At 71.3% G+C, this 18,197-nt stretch carries 15 protein-coding genes, 1 tRNA gene and 2 pseudogenes; 4 read left to right on the top strand and 14 right to left on the bottom strand.

What is annotated here, in order from left to right; translation table 11 throughout:
- Positions 1-45: 45 nt before the first annotated feature.
- On the top strand, positions 46-2,547 hold the full coding sequence (locus tag LNW71_RS28175; protein WP_250970769.1) for an SCO7613 C-terminal domain-containing membrane protein: 2,502 nt from the start codon (positions 46-48) through the stop codon (positions 2,545-2,547).
- 43 nt (positions 2,548-2,590) lie between these two features.
- On the opposite strand, the gene LNW71_RS28170 is transcribed toward LNW71_RS28175, so the two are convergent.
- The 7 genes from LNW71_RS28170 to LNW71_RS28140 all read right to left on the bottom strand — a co-directional run bounded on the left by LNW71_RS28170 (position 2,591) and on the right by LNW71_RS28140 (position 9,968).
- Complete coding sequence (locus LNW71_RS28170) at positions 2,591-5,335, bottom strand: Tat pathway signal sequence domain protein (RefSeq protein ID WP_250970768.1); 2,745 nt, start codon at positions 5,333-5,335, stop codon at positions 2,591-2,593.
- A 103-nt stretch (positions 5,336-5,438) separates the two neighbouring features.
- On the bottom strand, positions 5,439-6,020 hold the full coding sequence (locus LNW71_RS28165; protein WP_250970767.1) for a hypothetical protein: 582 nt from the start codon (positions 6,018-6,020) through the stop codon (positions 5,439-5,441).
- Between the two features lie 7 nt (positions 6,021-6,027).
- Complete coding sequence (locus LNW71_RS28160; RefSeq protein ID WP_250970766.1) at positions 6,028-6,891, bottom strand: carbohydrate ABC transporter permease; 864 nt, start codon at positions 6,889-6,891, stop codon at positions 6,028-6,030.
- Positions 6,888-7,877: a carbohydrate ABC transporter permease gene (locus LNW71_RS28155; RefSeq protein WP_374119461.1), complete on the bottom strand. Its 990-nt coding sequence runs from the start codon at positions 7,875-7,877 to the stop codon at positions 6,888-6,890. The genes LNW71_RS28160 and LNW71_RS28155 overlap by 4 nt, the downstream gene beginning before the upstream one ends.
- Before the next feature lie 11 nt (positions 7,878-7,888).
- Positions 7,889-9,172: an extracellular solute-binding protein gene (locus LNW71_RS28150; protein ID WP_250970765.1), complete on the bottom strand. Its 1,284-nt coding sequence runs from the start codon at positions 9,170-9,172 to the stop codon at positions 7,889-7,891.
- Between the two features lie 178 nt (positions 9,173-9,350).
- Positions 9,351-9,422, bottom strand: a tRNA-Val gene (locus LNW71_RS28145).
- 54 nt (positions 9,423-9,476) lie between these two features.
- The gene (locus LNW71_RS28140) at positions 9,477-9,968 is read right to left on the bottom strand and encodes a TIGR02611 family protein (protein ID WP_250970764.1); all 492 of its coding nucleotides are present in this window, start codon (positions 9,966-9,968) and stop codon (positions 9,477-9,479) included.
- A gap of 190 nt (positions 9,969-10,158) precedes the next feature.
- Here LNW71_RS28140 and LNW71_RS28135 point away from each other — a divergent pair, with 190 nt between their 5' ends.
- Both LNW71_RS28135 and LNW71_RS28130 read left to right on the top strand, forming a co-directional pair.
- A complete protein-coding gene (locus LNW71_RS28135; protein ID WP_003959770.1) occupies positions 10,159-10,572 on the top strand; it encodes an SsgA family sporulation/cell division regulator in 414 nt (137 codons plus the stop codon).
- Positions 10,573-10,895: 323 nt separating this feature from the next.
- Positions 10,896-11,471: a CGNR zinc finger domain-containing protein gene (locus tag LNW71_RS28130; protein WP_250970763.1), complete on the top strand. Its 576-nt coding sequence runs from the start codon at positions 10,896-10,898 to the stop codon at positions 11,469-11,471.
- 4 nt (positions 11,472-11,475) lie between these two features.
- Here the strand turns inward: LNW71_RS28130 and LNW71_RS28125 are convergent, their stop codons facing one another.
- The 4 genes and pseudogenes from LNW71_RS28125 to LNW71_RS28110 form a co-directional block, all read right to left on the bottom strand.
- Complete coding sequence (locus tag LNW71_RS28125; RefSeq protein WP_250970762.1) at positions 11,476-11,631, bottom strand: hypothetical protein; 156 nt, start codon at positions 11,629-11,631, stop codon at positions 11,476-11,478.
- Between the two features lie 165 nt (positions 11,632-11,796).
- Positions 11,797-12,747 (bottom strand): acetylxylan esterase, encoded by a 951-nt coding sequence (locus LNW71_RS28120; RefSeq protein WP_285803080.1) that lies wholly within the window; start codon positions 12,745-12,747, stop codon positions 11,797-11,799.
- Positions 12,748-12,882: 135 nt separating this feature from the next.
- Positions 12,883-13,901: pseudogene (locus LNW71_RS28115) on the bottom strand (LacI family DNA-binding transcriptional regulator).
- A gap of 210 nt (positions 13,902-14,111) precedes the next feature.
- On the bottom strand, positions 14,112-14,573 hold the full coding sequence (locus LNW71_RS28110; protein WP_250970761.1) for a hypothetical protein: 462 nt from the start codon (positions 14,571-14,573) through the stop codon (positions 14,112-14,114).
- Between the two features lie 198 nt (positions 14,574-14,771).
- On the opposite strand from LNW71_RS28110, the gene LNW71_RS28105 reads away from it, so the two are divergent.
- Positions 14,772-15,287 carry a DsbA family protein gene (locus LNW71_RS28105; RefSeq protein ID WP_250970760.1) on the top strand — a complete coding sequence of 172 codons (516 nt, stop codon included), beginning with the start codon at positions 14,772-14,774 and terminating at the stop codon, positions 15,285-15,287.
- 13 nt (positions 15,288-15,300) lie between these two features.
- On the opposite strand, the gene LNW71_RS28100 is transcribed toward LNW71_RS28105, so the two are convergent.
- From LNW71_RS28100 to LNW71_RS28090, 3 genes and pseudogenes are all read right to left on the bottom strand, one after another.
- Complete coding sequence (locus tag LNW71_RS28100) at positions 15,301-16,137, bottom strand: GNAT family N-acetyltransferase (RefSeq protein WP_250970759.1); 837 nt, start codon at positions 16,135-16,137, stop codon at positions 15,301-15,303.
- 75 nt (positions 16,138-16,212) lie between these two features.
- Positions 16,213-17,033, bottom strand: a pseudogene (locus LNW71_RS28095) (aminotransferase class IV).
- Positions 17,030-18,067 carry a chorismate-binding protein gene (locus LNW71_RS28090; protein WP_250972173.1) on the bottom strand — a complete coding sequence of 346 codons (1,038 nt, stop codon included), beginning with the start codon at positions 18,065-18,067 and terminating at the stop codon, positions 17,030-17,032. Before LNW71_RS28090 ends, LNW71_RS28095 begins: the two are co-directional and overlap by 4 nt.
- Positions 18,068-18,197: the final 130 nt, after the last annotated feature.

The raw sequence follows: 18,197 nt of genomic DNA, 5'->3' as shown, positions 1-18,197 counted from the left end.
ATCCGTGCGCATGTCCGCATGCGTGACCGCCGCCACACTCGCTCCATGGAACATCTGCCGCCGCCCGCCGAGGAATTGGCGCTCCTCGATCGTGAGCTCGCCGGTCTGGATCTGCGCCGGACCCAGCTGCTGACCCGTCGCGCCTGGCTGGTGAGCGTCCTGCAGCAGCCCGGAGTGCTGCAGCCGCCCACGCCCGGAACCTGGTCCCCGCCGCAGGGCCGCCCCTCGGCGCCCTTCGCGGCGCCCACTCCCCCGGTCCGTACCCGCGGTGCACAGAACGTGCTGCTCACCCTCGGCGGACTGCTGCTGACGGTTGCCGCGCTCGCGTTCACCCTGGTCAGCTGGGGCCAGATGGGGATCGGTGGCCGCTCGGCCGTCCTGGCCACCCTCACGGTCGCGACGCTGGCGGCGCCCGGGGTGCTGCTGCGGCGGGGCCTGTCCTCGACGGCTGAGTCGCTCGCGGCGCTCGCGTCGGTGCTGATGGTGCTGGACGCCTACGCACTGCACCGGGTGGCGGTCCCGCAGACGGGCGGGCTCGGGTTCGCGGCAACCGCTTCGACGGTGCTGGCCGTGCTCTGGGCGGCCTACGGTCTGCTGCTCGGCGGGCTGCGGCTGCCGCTGCCGACGGCGGTGCTCAGCGCACAGCTGCCGCTGCTGCTGTGGGCGTGGGCCGAGCGGGCGGATGCCCTGGTGTTCGCCGGCGCGCTGCTGGTGACGGCCGCGCTGGACTGTGCGATCGCGTTGTGGGGCAGGGGAGTTGCGGTACGGATCACGGCCTGCGCCGGGCTCGTCGCGAGCGGTGGCGCGGGACTGATGGTGTCGCTGGCGCAATCGCTGTCGGCCGGCACGCCGACGGGCGCGCTGGCCCCGGGCGCGCTGCTGCTGGCGGGCGCCGCGCTCGCGTTGTCGGGTGCCCGGCGGGCGCCGGCGGGGCCGGCGACGGCCGGTGGTCTGGTGGCCGGCCTGGCGGTCGTGGCCGCGGTCTCCGCTGTGGTGGTCGCGGGGGTGCCCGACGGCTGGGTGGTGCCGGTGTATCTGCTGTGCGGCGGGGCGCTGTTGGCGGGCGTACGGGCTCCGCTGGGGCGTCCGGCCGGGCGGGGCGTGGTGTGGGCGTCGGGCGTGGTGACGGCTGGTTCGGTGCTGTTCTCCCTTCCGCCGGTCGCGGTGTCGCTCGTGGGTCCGGTGTCGCAGCTGGGCCGGGTGTGGGCGGGCACGCCGCGGGACGGTGCCCGGGGAGCGCTGGGTGCGACGGGGCTGCCGTGGTCGCAGATGGCGTCGGCACCGGCCGTGCTGCTCGTCGTGGCCGGGGCGCTCGCCGTGGCTTACCGGTCGTGGGAGAGCGTGCTGCGCCGGGCCGGCTCCGTGCTCACTCCCGGCCGCGCGGCGCGGGGTGCTGTCGGGGCGCTCGCCGCGGTGCTGGGCTGGGCGGGGCTCGCGGTGCTGCCTGCCGCGCTGGATGTCTCGTACGCGGTGGCCGTCCTGTTGCAGTCGGTGCTGGTCGCGGGCGCGTTCGCGGTGGCGGTCTGCGCCCTGCGCCGCGGGATGACGGGGACGGCGCTGACGGCGTCGGTGTGTGGGGCGGTGGGCGCGGTGGGCGTGGCACTGCTGTCCCTGAGCACGGAGGCGGCCACGTACGCGGTGTTCGGGGCGCTGCTGGTGGTGTGCGTGGCGGCTGCGGCGGCGCTGGACGCTTCCGCGCTCGCGGCACCGCGGACGGAGCGGGTGCCGGCGGCCCTGCAGGCGGTGCTGGCGTGCGCGGCCGTGGTCTGCGCCGTGGTGCTGACCGGTGCGTTCGGTGCGTCGCTGGGGCTGGCCGCGCACCGGGCGGCTCCGCTGATGCTGGCCGTCCCCGCGGTGACGGTGGTGCTGGGTGCCCGGCTGAAGGGGCGTGCGGTGGCCCTGCCGGTAGAGGTGACCGGCGGTGCGGCGGCCCTGCCGGCCGTGGCCATGGCGGTGGGCGACATGCCGTTCCTGGCACTGGTGCTGGCCCTGTGCGCGGTGCTGGCCGCGGGGACCGCACTGCGCCCGGAGCGGCGGCCGGTGGCCGGATACCTGGCGACGGCGCTGTTCGTGCTGGCGGCCTGGGTCCGGCTGTCGGCGTCCGGGGTGTCGTCCCCGGAGGCGTACACCCTGCCGGTGACCGTGCCGGCACTGGTGATCGGTGTGCTGCGCCGGCGCCGCGATCCGGTGGCCTCGTCGTGGACCGCGTACGGGGCGGGCCTGGCGGCGACCCTGCTTCCCTCGCTCGTCGCGGCCTGGGCCGACCCGCACTGGCCGCGGCCGCTGCTGCTCGGTGCGGCGGCACTGGTGATCACGCTGCTGGGCGCGCGGTTGCGGCTGCAGGCCCTGCTGATGCTGGGCGGTGCGGCGCTGGCACTGGACGCGTTGCACGAGCTCGCGCCGTACGTGGTCCAGGTGGTCGGTACGCTGCCGCGCTGGGTGGCCCCCGCACTGGCCGGGATGCTGCTGCTGGCGGTCGGGGCGACGTACGAGAAGCGGCTGCGCGACGCGCGGCGGCTGCGGGACGCCCTGGGCCGGATGCGGTGACCTGCCGCCGCACGGCCGCCGGCCCGGGGCGCCCGCACGGGCCTCAGGCCGGCATCCGGTCGCCGACGAGGGCGAGGTTCTCGATGGCGGCCAGGCCGTACAGCGCGGTGTCGTTGGTGTAGACCCAGTTGGCCTCGCTGCCCGGGACTGTGGTGACCGGGCCGCTCACCTTCTCGGTCTTCCAGGGCGCGGACTCCTTGTATCCGTCGCTGTTGTAGAACTTCTCCCAGGCACGGGCGGCGAGCTTCGCATCCCCTGTCTGCACCGCGGCGTAGGCGTCCATCCGGGAATGGCCCTGGAAGAGGAGGAGGCTGCCGAAGTCGGCGCCGTAGCGGGCCTTCTGCTCTGCCTTGGTGGCGTTGAAGAAGCGGCAGTAGTCGAGGTACGCCTCCTTGAACTCCGGCATGTCGACCAGGCCGATGAGCTCGGCGCACAGTTCGTTGAGCCCGAAGACGCCGGACAGGTGGGAGACGCTGACGACGGGTTCGGCGGCGACGGCGAACTTCCCGGTGTCCAGGTCGTAGAGGCCGCTGCCCTGGACGAATCCGTTGGGCTGGGCGGCGATCGTCTCCATCGTGCCGAGCACCCGGGCCTTGGCCTTCTCGGCCTGCGGTCCGCCGCGCTCCCACTCGGTGAGCCAGGCGGAGACGAGTCCGCTCCAGTCGGTGCCGAAGCCGACGGACAGGGCGTGCCGGTCGGGGGTGTAGGGCTCCGTCCGGATCTTGCGCAGCGGGTCGAGGGCGAGGAAGGTCTCGTCGGAGTCGACGTTGGCGCGCATCAGGTCGCCGACGCGCTCGTCCGCGGTGAGGAAGTAGTAGAAGCGCCGGTAGGTGGTGTTGGCGATGCGCTGCTGTTTGGCGCTGTCGGCGTAGTGCTGGACGCCGTGGCGGGTGCCGAGGCCCGCCCAGTCGCCGAGGTGGTAGACGTCCACCTCGCCGGTGTGCCGGGTCATGGTCTCGGCGAAGCGGAAGACGTCGGCGCGCCCGGAGCGCAGGTAGGCGTACCAGAGCCAGAGGTCGGGCGAGAGCTCGGAGTTGTCCCAGGCGTAGCCGCCGATGTCGTAGCGCCACTGGTGGCGGGCGGGGTCGTACGAGTGCATGACGTCGCCGTAGTCCCAGAAGCCGTACCAGCGGCGCATCTCGACCTGGTCCTTGTAGTACGTGAACAGGAAGTCCAGGTGGTCCTCGATCTTCGCCTTCGCGGGGGTGGAGCGGTCGACCGGGGAGAAGAGCCCGCCGAAGACGTGCGCGCCGATCAGCTGGGAGGGCGGTGCGGCGAGCTGCGGCAGGGTGCGCACCGTGCGGGTCTGCTGGGCGAGTGCCTCGGCGCCGGGGGTGGACTCGTTGGCCCAGAAGACGAGTTCGCTGGTGCGGGCGATGCCGTACGGGGTGCCGAAACCGGGCTCGTAGTCCTCGTAGGTGATTTCGAGGCCTTCGAGCTGTTCGGCGAAGGTGTCCTGGCCCATGCCGTCGTGGTAGAAGCGCAGGTCCATCGGCTCGGCCTCGGGCGACCAGAGCCAGAGGGTGACCTCGGCCGCCTTCGTGTCGGCGCCGCGGATGTCGAGCTGGGCGGGGAACTTCTCCCAGAAGTCGCGCAGCCCGAAGGAGAGTCCGCCGCTCGCGCCGCCCACGTAGCCGAAGCCGGAGGCGTGCCGGCCACCGCCGGCGGCGATCCAGCCGTGGCCTTTCTTGGTGCGCTTGCGCAGCGAGAAGCCGTCGGCCGAGAGCTGGCTGAGGGTGTAGTCGCCCCAGGTGGGGATGAGCGGGAGGCGGGTGGTGACCCGCTGGTCCCAGGTGGCCGGGTCGGGCAGCTTCGTCCCTTCGAACTGGGCGGCCTGGACGGCGGCCCCGGGGTCGCGGCGCAGGCCGGTGATGCCCTTGACGGCCTCGCGGAGCATGCCGCCCTCGTCGCCGCCGATGCGGATGTGCCGGTCGTACGTCTCGTCGCGCATCGGGACGGTGAAGCGGACGCCGAGGCCGCGGATGAAGTCGCCGCTCGCCCTGCCGGGTTCCTGGGTGCCGTCGAAGGTGATGGTGTGCATCATGCGGAACGACTCGGCGCCCGCGTAGAAGTAGAGCCGGACGGAGAACGGCAGCCAGGAGCGGCTGCCGCGGCGGTGCTTGCCGTCGATGCGCACGACGGCCCGGACGGGGCCGCTCTGTTCGACCTCGGTCGTGCTGATGGCGCTCTCGAACCGTTCGTACTTCTGCTGCCCCTGGTCGCCGTCCTCGATCTCGCCCTGGCGGATGAGGACGAGGCGGCCGTCCCTGGCGATCTCGGTGGAGCCGCGGGTGAGGGAGGTGATCAGCGAGGAGCCGGTCCTGCCGAGCCTCGCGGTGATGACTCCGGTGGAGACGGTGATCGAGCCGCCGCTGTTCCTGACCGTGACCTTGGCCGCGGGGGCGGCCGGTTCACCGGCGCTCAGGGCGAACTTCCTGGCTCCGCCGGCCTCGGGTCCGACCGCGTGGGCGGTCCACTTCAGGGAGCCGTCGGGCCATTTGGCGGTGGCCCAGGTCTGGACGGGGACGTCCTTGCCGTCGGCGGTGGCCAGGGCGAACTTCTGGTCTGCGGGGAAGCGGCCCCGGGCCCACGGGACACCGAAGGTGGAGCCTGGCGCGGCGCCGAGTCCGGCCTCCTCCAGCCAGCCGATCTCGACGGGACCCTCGGCGGTCTTCCCGGTGTCGGCGGCGGCCTGCTGGACGGTGCCACTCAGCGCCCAGGAGAAGGGGGTGGCCGCGCCCGCGGCTGCGGCGGCCTTGAGGACGGTACGGCGGGGGATCGGGGACATCACGACTCCAGTTCGTTGCGAAAATGGGCATGACAGATCGCACGCTGACGCGTGGTGCGGACAGGGATCGGAGGTGGCGCGGTGGGTGGGTCCGGGTGCCGGGTCAGCGACGGTCCGCGGCGACCGCCGCCGCGGCCAGACAGCCCAGGGCGGGTGCGGCCAGCGGTGGCACCTGCCAGGCGGTGAGGGCCAGCGCGACGAATCCGCCGACGAGCAGCAGCGACCCGGCCGGGTCGGACAGGGTCCTGCGACCGGCGTCCCGGGCGGTGCGTGGCCAGGGCGTGCCGGGACGCCAGGCGGCGGCCGTGCGCAGCCCCCAGACGGCGACGGCCGGCAGCCCGAGCACGCTCACCACGACCAGCGCACGGCCGCCCGGCAGCAGACCGGACCGGGCCACCTGCCAGTCGAAGGCGAGCAGCGCGAGCGCCGCCCACCACAGCAGCGCGACACGCCATCCGGTACGGAAGGCCTCCCGCACGTCGGCGGCGAACTCCCGCACCCCGCCCGCCTCACCGGCCAGATGGCGGCGCAGGTGCCGGGCCCCCGCGGCGAAGGCCGCGGGGAACGTCACCAGCGGCAGGGCGGCGACGGTGATCCACACGCCGGTGAGCAGGCATTCGGTGAAGACGCTGAACCGCTCCCGGACGAAGGAGGTCCTGGGCGCGGCGCCGGATTCGCTCGCCACTGGCTGCTCAGCCCTTCAGGCCGGAGGTGGCCATGCCGTCGATGAGGTAGCGCTGGAAGGCCAGGAAGAAGGCCAGCACCGGCAGCAGTGCCACCAGCGACATCGCGATCATGCCGCCGTAGTCGGCGACGGCGTCCTGGTCGATGAACATCCGCAGCCCCATCGAGACCGTGTACTTGTCCGGTTCGTTGAGGTAGAGCAGCGGGCCCATGAAGTCGTTCCAGGACTGGATGAAGGTGAAGATCGCGCTGGTGATGAGCGCGGGCCGGCACAGCGGCAGCACGATCGACCAGTAGATCCGCAGGTGTCCGCAGCCGTCGAGCCGTGCCGCCTCGTCGAGCTCCTTGGGCAGTCCGCGCATGAACTGGACCATCAGGAAGACGAAGAACGCGTCGGTGGCCAGGTACTTGCCGATCAGCAGCGGAGTGAAGGTGTTGATCAGCTCCAGCTTCTGGAAGAGCACGTACTGCGGAATGATCAGTACGTGGTACGGCAGCAGCAGCGTCCCGATCATGACGGTGAACATGGTCCTGCGTCCGGCGAAGCGGATCTTGGTGAAGGCGTAGGCCGTGAGCGAGCAGGAGAGCACCACCCCGATGACCGAACCCACCGATATGTAGGCGGAGTTCAGGAAGAACTTCCAGATCGGGATGTCGGCGATGCCGTCGGCGAGCCGGCGGTAGTTGGAGGTGACCGGGTCGGCCGGGAAGAGGTTCAGCGCGCCGACGATGTCCTCGCTCGGCTTGAACGAGGCACCGATCGTCCACACCACCGGGTAGAGGATCACCACGAGGACGGCGAGCGCGACCAGGTGCCAGGCAAGGGAGCCGGGAATCCGGCGTCGTACGGCGGTAGCGTCCAGCGGGCTCATCGGCCGCCCTCCTCGTAGTGCACCCAGCGCTTCTGGGACCAGAACAGCACGGCGGTGACCAGGCCCACCGCGACGAGCAGCAGCCACGCCATGGCGGAGGCGAAGCCCATCCGGCTGTTCGCGAAGCCCTGGTCGTAGAGGTAACAGGTGTAGACGAGCGTGGCGTCGGCCGGGCCGCAGCTGCCGTTGCTGACGATGTAGGCCGAGGCGAAGATCTGGAAGGAGTGGATGGTCTCCAGCAGGACGTTGAAGAACAGCACCGGCGAGATCATCGGCAGGGTGATGTTCCAGAACTTGCGCCAGGCGCCTGCCCCGTCCACGTTCGCCGCCTCGTACAGCTCCCGGGGGACCTGCTTGAGCCCGGCCAGGAAGATGACCATCGGGGCGCCGAACTGCCAGACCGTGAGGCCCACCAGCGCGTAGATGATCATCTGCGGGTCGCCGATCCAGCCGCCCGCGTCGATGCCGAACAGCTGCTGCCCGCGGTCGACGACGGCGCCGTCCGAGAACAGTGCGCGCCAGACGATGGCCGCCGAGACGCTCGCGCCGATCAGCGACGGGGCGTAGAAGGCCGCCCGGTAGAAGGACTGGCCCCACCGCTTCTGGGACAGCAGCATGGCCACGGCGAGCGCGGCGGCCAGCTTGACCGGGGTGCCGATCACCACGTACCAGGAGGTCACCTTGACCGACTGGCGCCAGCGGGGGTCGGCGAACATGTCGGTGAAGTTCTTCAGCCCGACCCAGCGCGGTGCCTCGAACAGGTTGTAGTCGGTGAACGCGAGGTACAGCGAGAAGACCATGGGCCCGGCGATCAGGAACAGGAAGCCCGCGATCCAGGGCGACATGAAGAGGTAGCCGGTCAGATTCTCGCGGTGGCCCCGCGGTCGCGGGGCCGGGCGTGACGTGGGTTCCGGGCCGCTGCGCCGCACGGCGGCGGGGTCGCTCCCGAGGACCGGTCCGCTCGCGGGGGTCTGGATGTGAGTCACCGCGAACCCTTTCAGTTCGAGTCGAGGGCGGTCTTCGCCTCGGAGAAGAACTGCTTCACGGAGTCCTCCGGCGAGGCCTTGCCCAGGGACATGTCACCGGCGATGCGCAGGAAGGTCGCCTCGACGACGTCGGCGCCGGCCGGGTGCGGGGTGATGGGCTCCAGCACTCCGGCCTCGGCGATCTCGGTCTCGTACGCGCCGATCGCCTTGCTCGGGGCGTCGGTCGGCTGGAAGGCCTCGAACTGTGCGGTGGTGGCGGGTACTCCGCGGTCGTAGCCCATGATCCGGGCGACCGCCGGGTCGTGGGTCATGAAGCTGATGAAGGTGGCGACCTCGGCGGGGTGCTTGGTGCGGGCGGTGCCGCTCAGCATCAGCGAGCCGAGGTACTGGCCGGTCTTCTTGCCGTCGGTGCTCGGGATGGGCGCGAGACCGTAGCTGCTCTTGCCCTCGGCGCTGTAACGGACGGAGAAGTTGTCCCAGGTGAACTCGCCGGCGGAGATGCCCTTGGCGAGCGCGGAGGCCGGCTTGATCTGCTCGACCTTCTTCTGGTCGGCGTAGATACCGGACTTGACCCGTGCGAGCGACTCCGTCCAGTACGGCAGCAGCTCGGCCTCGCCGAAGCCCATGCCCTCCTCGGTGAAGAACGCCTTGCCGTTCTGGCGGAGGATCAGGTCGTAGAGGTACATGATGCCGTGCGGTCCGGAGTCGCCGGCTATGTGCGCGCCCGACTTGATCTTCCGCAGTCCCGCGTACCAGTCGTCCCAGGTCCAGCCGAGGCTGTGGTCGACGCCGGCCTTCTCGAAGACCTTCTCGTCGATGACCAGGGCCATCGAATTGCTGCCGACCGGTACGCCCAGCAGCTTGCCGTCGATCTCGGCGAACTTCTCCAGACCGGCGCGGAAGCCCTCAAGCTTGAGGTTGCCCTTCTTCGCCTGCGGGTTGAGGTCGAGCAGGACGTGCTTGGCCTCGTACTTGCGCAGGAAGGTGACGGCGTTCTGGATCACATCGGGCGGGTTGCCGCCGGCCGCCTGGGTGTTGAACTTCTTCCAGAAGTCCGCGTACTGCTGGAAGTCCGTCTTCACCTTGATCTTCGGGTGCTTCTTCTCGAAGAGCGTGACGCACTCCTGGACCTTCTTGGCCCGGTCGTCGGCACCCCACCAGGCATGCCGGATGGTCACCGGCCCGTTCGAACCGCCGCCCGAGCCGCACCCCGCCGCGGTCAGCCCGAGACCGGCGGCCGACAGGCCTGCGAGCTTCAGCATCTGCCGCCGGTCCATGCCCTGGTTCCGAGCCATAGTGTTCGCCCCTACGCTTGGTTGAATCGTTTTAGAAAGCGCTTGCTGGGTCAAGGTAGGGAGCGGCACGGACGGCGTCAACAGTTGGGACGGAAATCAGTCGAAGCGCTTGAACGGCGCACACGGAAACGCCGACGGCCCGGAAGCTTCAAGAAGCTTCCGGGCCGTCGGTCCGGGGTGGGCGATACTGGTTTCGAACCAGTGACCTCTTCGGTGTGAACGAAGCGCTCTCCCACTGAGCTAATCGCCCGGGCGCACGCCAAACATTACCCCATGTCAGCGGCGCCTCCCGACCGACTCCAGGTCACTCGTGGATCTTCCACGGCATGACGATCCCGAACTTCCACACATAGATCCCCACCAGCACCGCGATGATCACGAGCCCGATCACGGTGAGGGCGATGTTGCGCCGCCTGACCTTGGGATCGAGCGCCCGCTTCGCGGCCTCGGTGACCTTGCGCCGCGTCCAGCGCAGCACCAGCTGCGCCCAGACGAACTCGGTCGCCCAGATCGCCATGCCGCCGAAGATCACCAGCCAGCCGGGGCCGGGCAGCGGCAGCATGATCACGCCCGCCACCACCACGGCGAGGCCGATCACGAACACACCGACCTGCCAGCTCAGGTGCAGCGTCCTGGACGCCTTGATGAAATCGGGTGCCCGGGAGCCGAGCTCCGGATCATCCTTCGTCACACCCTGCGCGACGTCTCCCGTCGCCTCTCCCGCCACGTCCCCCGTCGCGGGGGCCGGGTCCGCCGATGCGGCGACCCCGTCCCGCTCGTCACTCTCCGCATTCATGGGGATCAACCTACCGGACCTCTCCTCATCACTGGAATGGCGGCATAACCCAAAGTTACACACCGCTGTACGAGCTACCTGAAGGATCACAAAACGGTCAGAGGGGTTTACAACGCCACCGTAGGTGGCATGTCGATTTCGCCGACGTGCGAATCCCCGAGCGCACACTGAGCGAAAGGCCCTGGCGCTTATGAACACCACGGTCAGCTGCGAGCTGCACCTGCGCCTCGTTGTGTCGAGCGAGTCCTCACTGCCTGTACCCGCGGGCCTGCGGTATGACACGGCCGATCCGTATGCCGTGCACGCCACCTTCCATACCGGAGCGGAGGAGACGGTCGAGTGGGTTTTCGCCCGTGACCTCCTTGCCGAGGGGCTGCACAGGCCCACCGGCACCGGAGACGTCCGCGTCTGGCCATCCCGTAGTCACGGCCAGGGCGTCGTCTGTATCGCGCTGAGCTCCCCGGAGGGCGAAGCCCTGCTCGAGGCCCCGGCAAGGGCCCTGGAGTCGTTCCTGAAGAGGACCGACGCCGCGGTTCCACCGGGCACCGAGCATCGTCACTTCGATCTCGATACGGAGCTCTCACACATCCTGGCCGAGAGCTGAGCCAGGCCGAGAGCTGCACGACGCCGTCCGACTCGGGGAGACGGCGTCGCGCATACAACCTCATACGGCAGAAACCGGCGCCGTCACCACGGAATCCACCGTGGCGACGGCGCCGGTCCGCGTCCGCCCGCTCCCGGCCACCCGTCCGGACGCCCCTCGCCGGGCCCCACAGCCCTGCCTGACGGCCGCGGATCCGGCCCCGCGGCCCCACGGTCGGCAGCTTTCGCCCTGGGGCCCCGCAGGGCCCCTGGGGGGCATCCGCCGAGCCAGTAGAGTCAGCCGGCATCGGTGGGCGCCCGCCCGCCGGAGCAGGGAGCGAAAGCGTGCTGATCCCCCACGACACCCGGATCGCCCTCGAAACGGTGGTCGATCTGGTGAACACCGCACCGGAGAGTGCGCAGCCGGAGGGCGGGCCGCCGGCCGACGGGCTCGACGGCGTCCCGGCACTCCACGCGTTCGCCGGGCGCCACCGCGTGAGCGGGGTGAACGAGCTCGACGAGAAGGACCTGCGCGCCGTGCACGACGTGCGGGCACGGTTCGCCGCGGTCTTCGCCGCGCCCGACGCGCAGGAGGCCGCCGCACTCGTCAACTCCCTGGTGGCCGCCGCGGGCACCACTCCTCAGCTGAGCAATCACGACGGCTACGACTGGCACGTCCACTACTTCGCACCGGACGCCTCGCTCGCCGACCACCTGGCGGCCGACTGCGGCATGGCCCTCGCGTTCATCATCGTGGCGGGCGAGACGGAGCGGCTGCGGCGCTGCGAGGCCCCGGACTGCCGGCAGGCCTTCGTCGACCTCTCCCGCAACCGCTCCCGCCGCTACTGCTCCAGCCGCACCTGCGGTAATCGACTGCACGTCGCCGCGTACCGGGCGCGCCGCAGGGAAGCGGCCGGCTGACCGTTCACAGCACGAAGAGATCGTGCAACGCGGCCATCAGCAGCAGGCTGCCGATCACCGTGAGGAAGATCATCAGAGGGGGCTGGGAAAGCGCGAAGAGGCAGCCACGCGGCTCTTCGGCAGGGGGTGCGGGGGCATCGCCCCGGGAGGTGTCCACCATCTCGGGACGATCATGACGCAGCCCGCACCCTGTTGGTGGCCAACATGCCTTTTCGTGAGGGGAGTTCACCCTTGACGTGGTGGCCACAATCGCTCCGGCGTCCGATCACCCGTCACACATTCGGAACTGCCGCCGCGCGCCCCCGCGTTGCGGACGCCCTGCCGGTCAGCTCAGGTCGCGCAGCATACGCAGCTGCACGGCGCGGTGGACCGAGCCGCCGCCCTCGTGGCCGTTCCAGGGGTAGACCTCGATCTCCTTGGGGCCCGCCCAGTGGTTGTAGGCGGCGAAGACGGTGGACGGCGGGCAGATGGGGTCCATCAGGGCCACCGAGTAGAGCGCCGGCACCGTCGCGCGGGCGGCGAAGCTGATGCCGTCGAAGTACGACAGGGTCCGGAACACCTGGCCGGCCGTGCCGTGCTGGGTGGAGAGGAAACGGACGAGCTCCTGGTACGGGTCCCGGTCGGTGATCTCCACGGCCCGGCGGAAGTGCGTCAGGAAGGGTACGTCGATGAGTGCGGCCTTGACGTGGGGGCTGAGCCCCGCCACCGCCTGCGCGATGCCGCCACCCTGGCTGCCGCCGTGCACGACGATCCGGTCCGGGTCGACGGCCGGGTGGGTGCGGGCCACCTCCACGGCGCGCACCGCGTCGGTGAACACCCGCCGGTAGTAGTACTCGTCGGGGTCCAGGATGCCCCGGGTCATGAAGCCGGGCGACTGCGGATTGCCGCCGCCGTGCGGGTCGGGCGTGGAGCCCGCCGAGTGGGCGTTGACGGCTCCCTGGCCCCGGGTGTCCACGAGCAGGGTGGCCCATCCCGCGGCGGGCCACACCAGGTGGTCGTGCGGCAGTCCGCGTCCGCCGCCGTAGCCGAGGTAGTGCACGACGGTCGGCACGGGGCCCTCTGCGCCGGCGGGCACGTTCAGCCAGGCGCGTATCCGGTGGCCGCCCCAGCCTGCGTACGACACGTCATGGACATCCACGTGGGTCAACGCCGCGTCGTAAGGCAGGAATTCGGCGTCCAGCGGGTGCGCGGACGTCTCTTCCAGAGTGCGCTGCCAGAAGGCGTCGAAGTCGTCCGGTTCACCGGACTCCGGCCGGTAGGAGCGGAGTTGATCCAGGGCAGGTCGAACAGGGACACGGCATCTCCGTTTCGGGCATGCGGAAGGGAACGACAGGAGGAGCGGGAGAGGTTCTAGGGACGGCAGGGGTTCGGAGGCGGACGCGGGATACGGAAGCCGGCGGGCGGTCCGGCCTCAGCGGGGCGTGGAGCTCGATGCGCGGACGACGAGTTCCGGCTGGAGCACCACACTGCGGTGCTCGTGGCGGCCGTCCTCGTCGACCGCCTCCTCCAGCAGGAGTTCGGCGGCCATCCGGCCCATCACGACCGCGGGCTGGCGGACCGAGGTGAGCGGCACGGCAGCGGCGGCGGCGAATTCGATGTCGTCGTACCCCACGATGGCGATGTCCTGCGGCACCCGTACCCCGGCCGCGTACAGGGCCTGCAGAACGCCGAGGGCGAGCAGGTCGTTGGCGCAGAAAACGGCCGTGGGGCGAGGCACGAGACCGAGCAGCCGGGCCCCCGCGTCACGTCCGGCCGCCACGTCGAGCCGTTCGGAGGGGATCTCGACGAGCGCGTCGGGCGACAGCCCCGCCTCGGCCAGGGCGGACAGCGCCCCTCGCGGCGGTCCCTGATCTGGTGCAGGTCGCCGGGTCCGCTGACATAGGCCACCGAGCGGTGCCCGGCGGAGACCAGGTGGCCGACGGCCAGGGCGCCGCCCCGCACGTCGTCGACGGAGACCGCGCAGGTCCCCGTGCCGGATGCGACCCGGTCCACCAGGACGTAGGGAATCCGGTGCCGGCGGAAGGACTCGAGGTTACGGCCGGTCGCGTCGGCCGGTGTGACCAGCACGCCGCACACCCGCTGCTCCGCGAAGAGGCCCAGATACTCGGCTTCCTCCGCGGGGCTCTGGCCGCTGTTGCAGACCATGACGCCGAGACCCGCCTGCCGGGCGGCCCGCTCGGCCCCGCGGGCCACGTCGACGAAAAAGGGGTTGCCCATGTCCAGGACGAGCAGAGCCATGATCCGGCTGCGGCCCGCCCTGAGCTGGCGCGCCGACTCGCTGCGGACGTATCCGAGCTCCTGGATGGCGGCCAGCACCCGCGCACGGGTCTCGGGAAGTACGGCCTCCGGCCGGTTGATCACGTTGGAGACCGTGCCCACGGAGACGCCGGCCTGCCGGGCCACATCCTTGATCCCTGCCACACGCGCCACTTGTCCTGCCCCACTGGTGCCCTTGGCCGCACTGGTCCAGCGGCATCACCCCATCGTACGGACGGGTGTGAGAGTGAATTGATTCAATCCGTTCGGACGCTAGCCCCATCGCCGGACACCGTCAAGGATCATGCGTGAATCGATTCACACCGTCGGGCCGCCCGCGCTGTCCGCAGAACGGGGGCGCGGGCGCGGAGCGCGGGCGTGCCGTCAGATGCCGTGCTTCTTCAGGATGGCCTCGATGTCGCTGAAGTCGTCACCCGAACCGCCCGCCGCAGCCTGCTTCTTCGACTTCTCCCGCGGTTGCGGCCGCTCCGCCGGGGCGCCCGCCCCCAGCGAGGGAGCCGCGGCCGCCGGCGCCACGGCGTCGTTCTGCGCGGCGCGGGCGGCGGCCTTGCGTTCCTTGCGGGTACCGCCGCCGCGGCGCTCGACGGCGCGTGTGGTCATGAACAGCAGCCAGGCAAGACCCAGCAGCCCAAAGCCAAGCCAGACACTCGGCTTGAACACGATGTCCGACAACCACTCGACGACGCCGGTCAGCACCAGGCCGATCGGGACCAGGGAGTAGGCGGCGATCCTGGTCGCGGCGAGGAAACGCTTCCGGTACGCGGTGACGGCGGCGATGCCCAGGCCCGCCGCGGACGCCGCGGAACAAATGGTCTCGGCAAGCATCGGTGCCTCCAGGCGCAGGGGAAACGTCCCTTCCATCCTGCACCTGTCCGCGGGCGGGCGGCCATGCCCCGAGCCCACATCAGGGACATTTCAGGGCCGGGCTCCTCCCCAGGTGCCGTGCGGGCGGGCGCAGGATCCACCCGGCACCGGTCCGGTGCCGGGTGGGGGCACCCGGGCAGGCCCTGGGAGACTGGCCCCATGAGCGATTCCACCCCCGCAGCGCCGGTCGTCCTCGACATCTGGTGCGAGCTGCAGTGCCCGGACTGCCACCACGCCCTCACCGACGTGCACGCCCTGCGGGCCCGGTACGGCGACCGGATCGAGGTGCGGCTGCGGCACTTCCCGCTGGAGAAGCACAAGCATGCCTACGCCGCCGCGCAGGCGGCCGAGGAGGCCGCGGCGCAGGGCAAGGACTGGCCGTACATCGAGGCGGTGCTCGCCCGCACCGCCGACCTCGCACGTGCCGGCGAGCCGCTGCTGATCGAGGTGGCCGGAGAACTCGGCCTGGACGCCGAGGAGTTCGACACCGCCCTGATCGACGGCCGGCACCTGCTGATCGTCGACGCCGACCAGGCCGAGGGCAAGGCGATCGGCGTCACCGGCACGCCGACCTATGTGATCGGCGGCGAGCTGCTGGACGGCGGCAAGAGCCAGGAAGGACTGCGCGAGCGGATCGAGGAGATCGCCGACCGGCTGCTCGCCGGACAGGGCTGAGAGCGGGAGGGCCCTACAGCGCCTTGGCCAGGTTGTACCGGGTCGGCTCGTAGCCCAGCGACTCGTAGAGCCGGACCGCGGGCGCGTTGGCCGTGACGACGTGCAGGCCCAGCTGCTCGTGGCCCGCCGCGAGCGCGATCCGCTCGGCCTGGAGCATCAGCGCCCGCCCGTACCCCAGCCCACGGAACTCCTCGCGCACCTCCACGTCGAACACGTAGCCGACCCGCAGGCCGGGGTGCATCTCGAAGGGCGCCACCCACACGTGCCCCACGGTCCCGCCGCCCCGGACCAGGACGTGCAGATGCGCTCCCTCGGTGGCGAGGCCGTCCGGCAGGTGCCGGGCATGGGAGGTGCGGGCCTCCTGGAGAGCGGCGCCTTCCGGGGTGCCGCGGGTGACCAGGCTCGCCGCGTAGGAGGCGATCGCCCCGTCCTCCCACTCCGCGAATTCCCCGGGAGTCATCGGCCGCGCCGTCAATCCGTCCGCCAGGGCCGGCGGGTCGGACGGCAGCCGTTTGACCATGTTCCTGCTGCGCTCGGTGTAGCCGAGTGCGGCGGTCAGCCGCTGCGCCGCGGTGTCGTCGGGGGCGACCTCCGCGTGCACCCGTGCGCAGCCCCAGCCCCGCAGCACTTCTTCGGCCGCCAGGACGGCGATGGTGCCGCGGCCTCGCCTGCGGACGGATTCGTCGATCCGCAGGGACCGCAGCAGACCCGTGCTCCCGTCCGCCGCAGGCTCGGTGCCGATCTCGACAGCACCGACGGGCCGCCCGTTGTCGCACACGTCGTACGCGCGCTTCTGTGCGCCGTCGGCGCCTGCCTGGATCGGCCCGGAGGGCCGGAGTGTCGTGGTCATCAGAGGATGTCTATCCCCTGCGCACCGGCCCGTCATCCGCTTTTGCCCGGCGGACCCGCACCCGCCGTCGTCCGGTCAGGGGTCCAGGTCGTTCCCGGCCCGCTCGTCGAAGACGCGCATGGCCTTCGCCGTCACCGGCCCTGGGCCGTCGGGCAGGTCCCTGGCATCGACCCGGTGGACGGCCTGGACGTCGCGCAGGGTCGAGGTCAGGAAGATCTCCTCGGCCCGCTCCAGGACGTCGAACGGCAGCGCGGCCTCCTGCGCCCCGGTCCACTCCACCGCCAGGGCCCGGGTGATCCCGGCCAGGCAGCCGGAGGCGAGCGGCGGGGTGTAGAGCTTGCCGTCGAGGACGACGAAGACGTTCGAGCCGGTGCCCTCGCAGAGCTCGCCCACGGTGTTGGCGAAGAGCGCCTCGGAGGCACCCTGCTCGTGGGCGCGGGCGAGCGCGACGACGTTCTCCGCGTACGAGGTGGTCTTCAGCCCGACGAGCGCACCGCGTTCGTTGCGCGTCAGGGGACGGTGACGACCGCCGTGGTGTCCGGCCGCCGCTCCACCTCACCGAGGGCGACGACCAGACCGGGGCCGTCGGTGCCGCGGTCGGACCCGAGCGGCGAGATCCCTCCGGTGTACGTGATCCGCATCCGGCCGAGCGGGGCCGGGTTGGCCTCGATGACGGCGTCGCAGGCCCGGCGCACCTCGTCCAGGTCCGGCTCGGGCAGGCCGAGGCCCCGCGCGGAGCGGGCCAGCCGTTCGAGATGCCGGGTGAGCGCGAAGGGCCTGCCGTCGGCGGTCCTGACCGTCTCGAAGATGCCGTCGCCCACGGTGAGCCCGTGGTCGAGCACGGACACCCGGGCATCATCAGCGGCCCGCAGTTCGCCGTTGACCCAGATCCTCATCGTGCGGTCCTTCCGGTTGCTTCGTATGTGCCCGACGCTACCGCGAGCAGCCTGGCCGCCTTGAGTTCGGTCTCGTCCCATTCGCGTTCCGGATCCGATCCCCAGGTGATGCCGGCGCCGGTGCCGAAGCGCAGGACCGGTGCGGCGCCGGTGCGGTCGGTCCAGAAGGTGCGGATGCCCACGGCGAGCGACGCGGTGGCGCGGTCGGCGTCCACCCACCCGATGCCGCCGCAGTACGGGCCTCGCGGGGCGGTCTCCAGTTCCCCGATGATCCTCAGCGCGCTGGATTTCGGGGCCCCCGTGACCGAACCGGGCGGAAAGGCGGCGGCGAGGAGCTCCGGCCAGCCGGTCCCGTCGGCCAGCCGGCCCCTCACCGTGGAGACGAGGTGGACGAGGCCCGGGTGCTTCTCCACCACGCACAGGTCCGGGACGGTGACCGATCCGGTGGCACAGACCCGGCCCAGGTCGTTGCGGACCAGGTCGACGATCATCACGTTCTCGGTGTGGTCCTTCTCCAGCAGATCGCCCTCGGTGCGGCCGGTGCCCTTGATCGGCCCGGACTCGACCGTGCGGCCGTCCCTGCGGAGGAAGAGCTCGGGGGACGCGGTCGCGATCTCCACGCCGTGCCGGGGCAGCCGAATCGTTCCTGCGTACGGGGCCGGGTTGCCGCGGGCCAGCAGCGAGGTCAAGGCGTCCACGTCCGCCGCGGCCGGATCGGGCAGCGGGGCCGTCATCACCCGGCAGAGGTTGGCCTGGTAGACCTCGCCCGCCGCGATGTACTCACGGATGCGCCGTACACCCGCGAGGTACGCGGCACGGTCCAGGGACGAACTCCAGTCACCGGCCGCGGGCCCCCGCCAGGCTCCCCGCACCGGCGCGGGCACGGCGGCGGTACGGACGGTGGCGAAACGGGCACAGACGAGCCGGCCCTCGAAATCGGCGGATACGGCCCAGAAGCCGGACGAGTCGAGGGCTGCGGGATCACTGGTCACATCCTGCAGATCGGAGGCGACGAGGCCGCCGAAGCGGGCCATGGGAGCGAGGTCGTGCACGCCGGTGAGTCTAGGACGGCGCGCGGTGACCTGCGCCGGGGCGAGCGCACCTCAGCACGCTGCACAAACGCGTTTTTGTGCTGGCACCGGAATCCGCTAGAGTTCATCACGT

Source organism: Streptomyces sp. RKAG290, from assembly GCF_023701695.1.
Taxonomy (GTDB): Bacteria; Actinomycetota; Actinomycetes; order Streptomycetales; family Streptomycetaceae; genus Streptomyces.
Note: the sequence above shows the minus strand (reverse complement) of the source record. Positions and strands in the feature narration are given on the sequence as shown.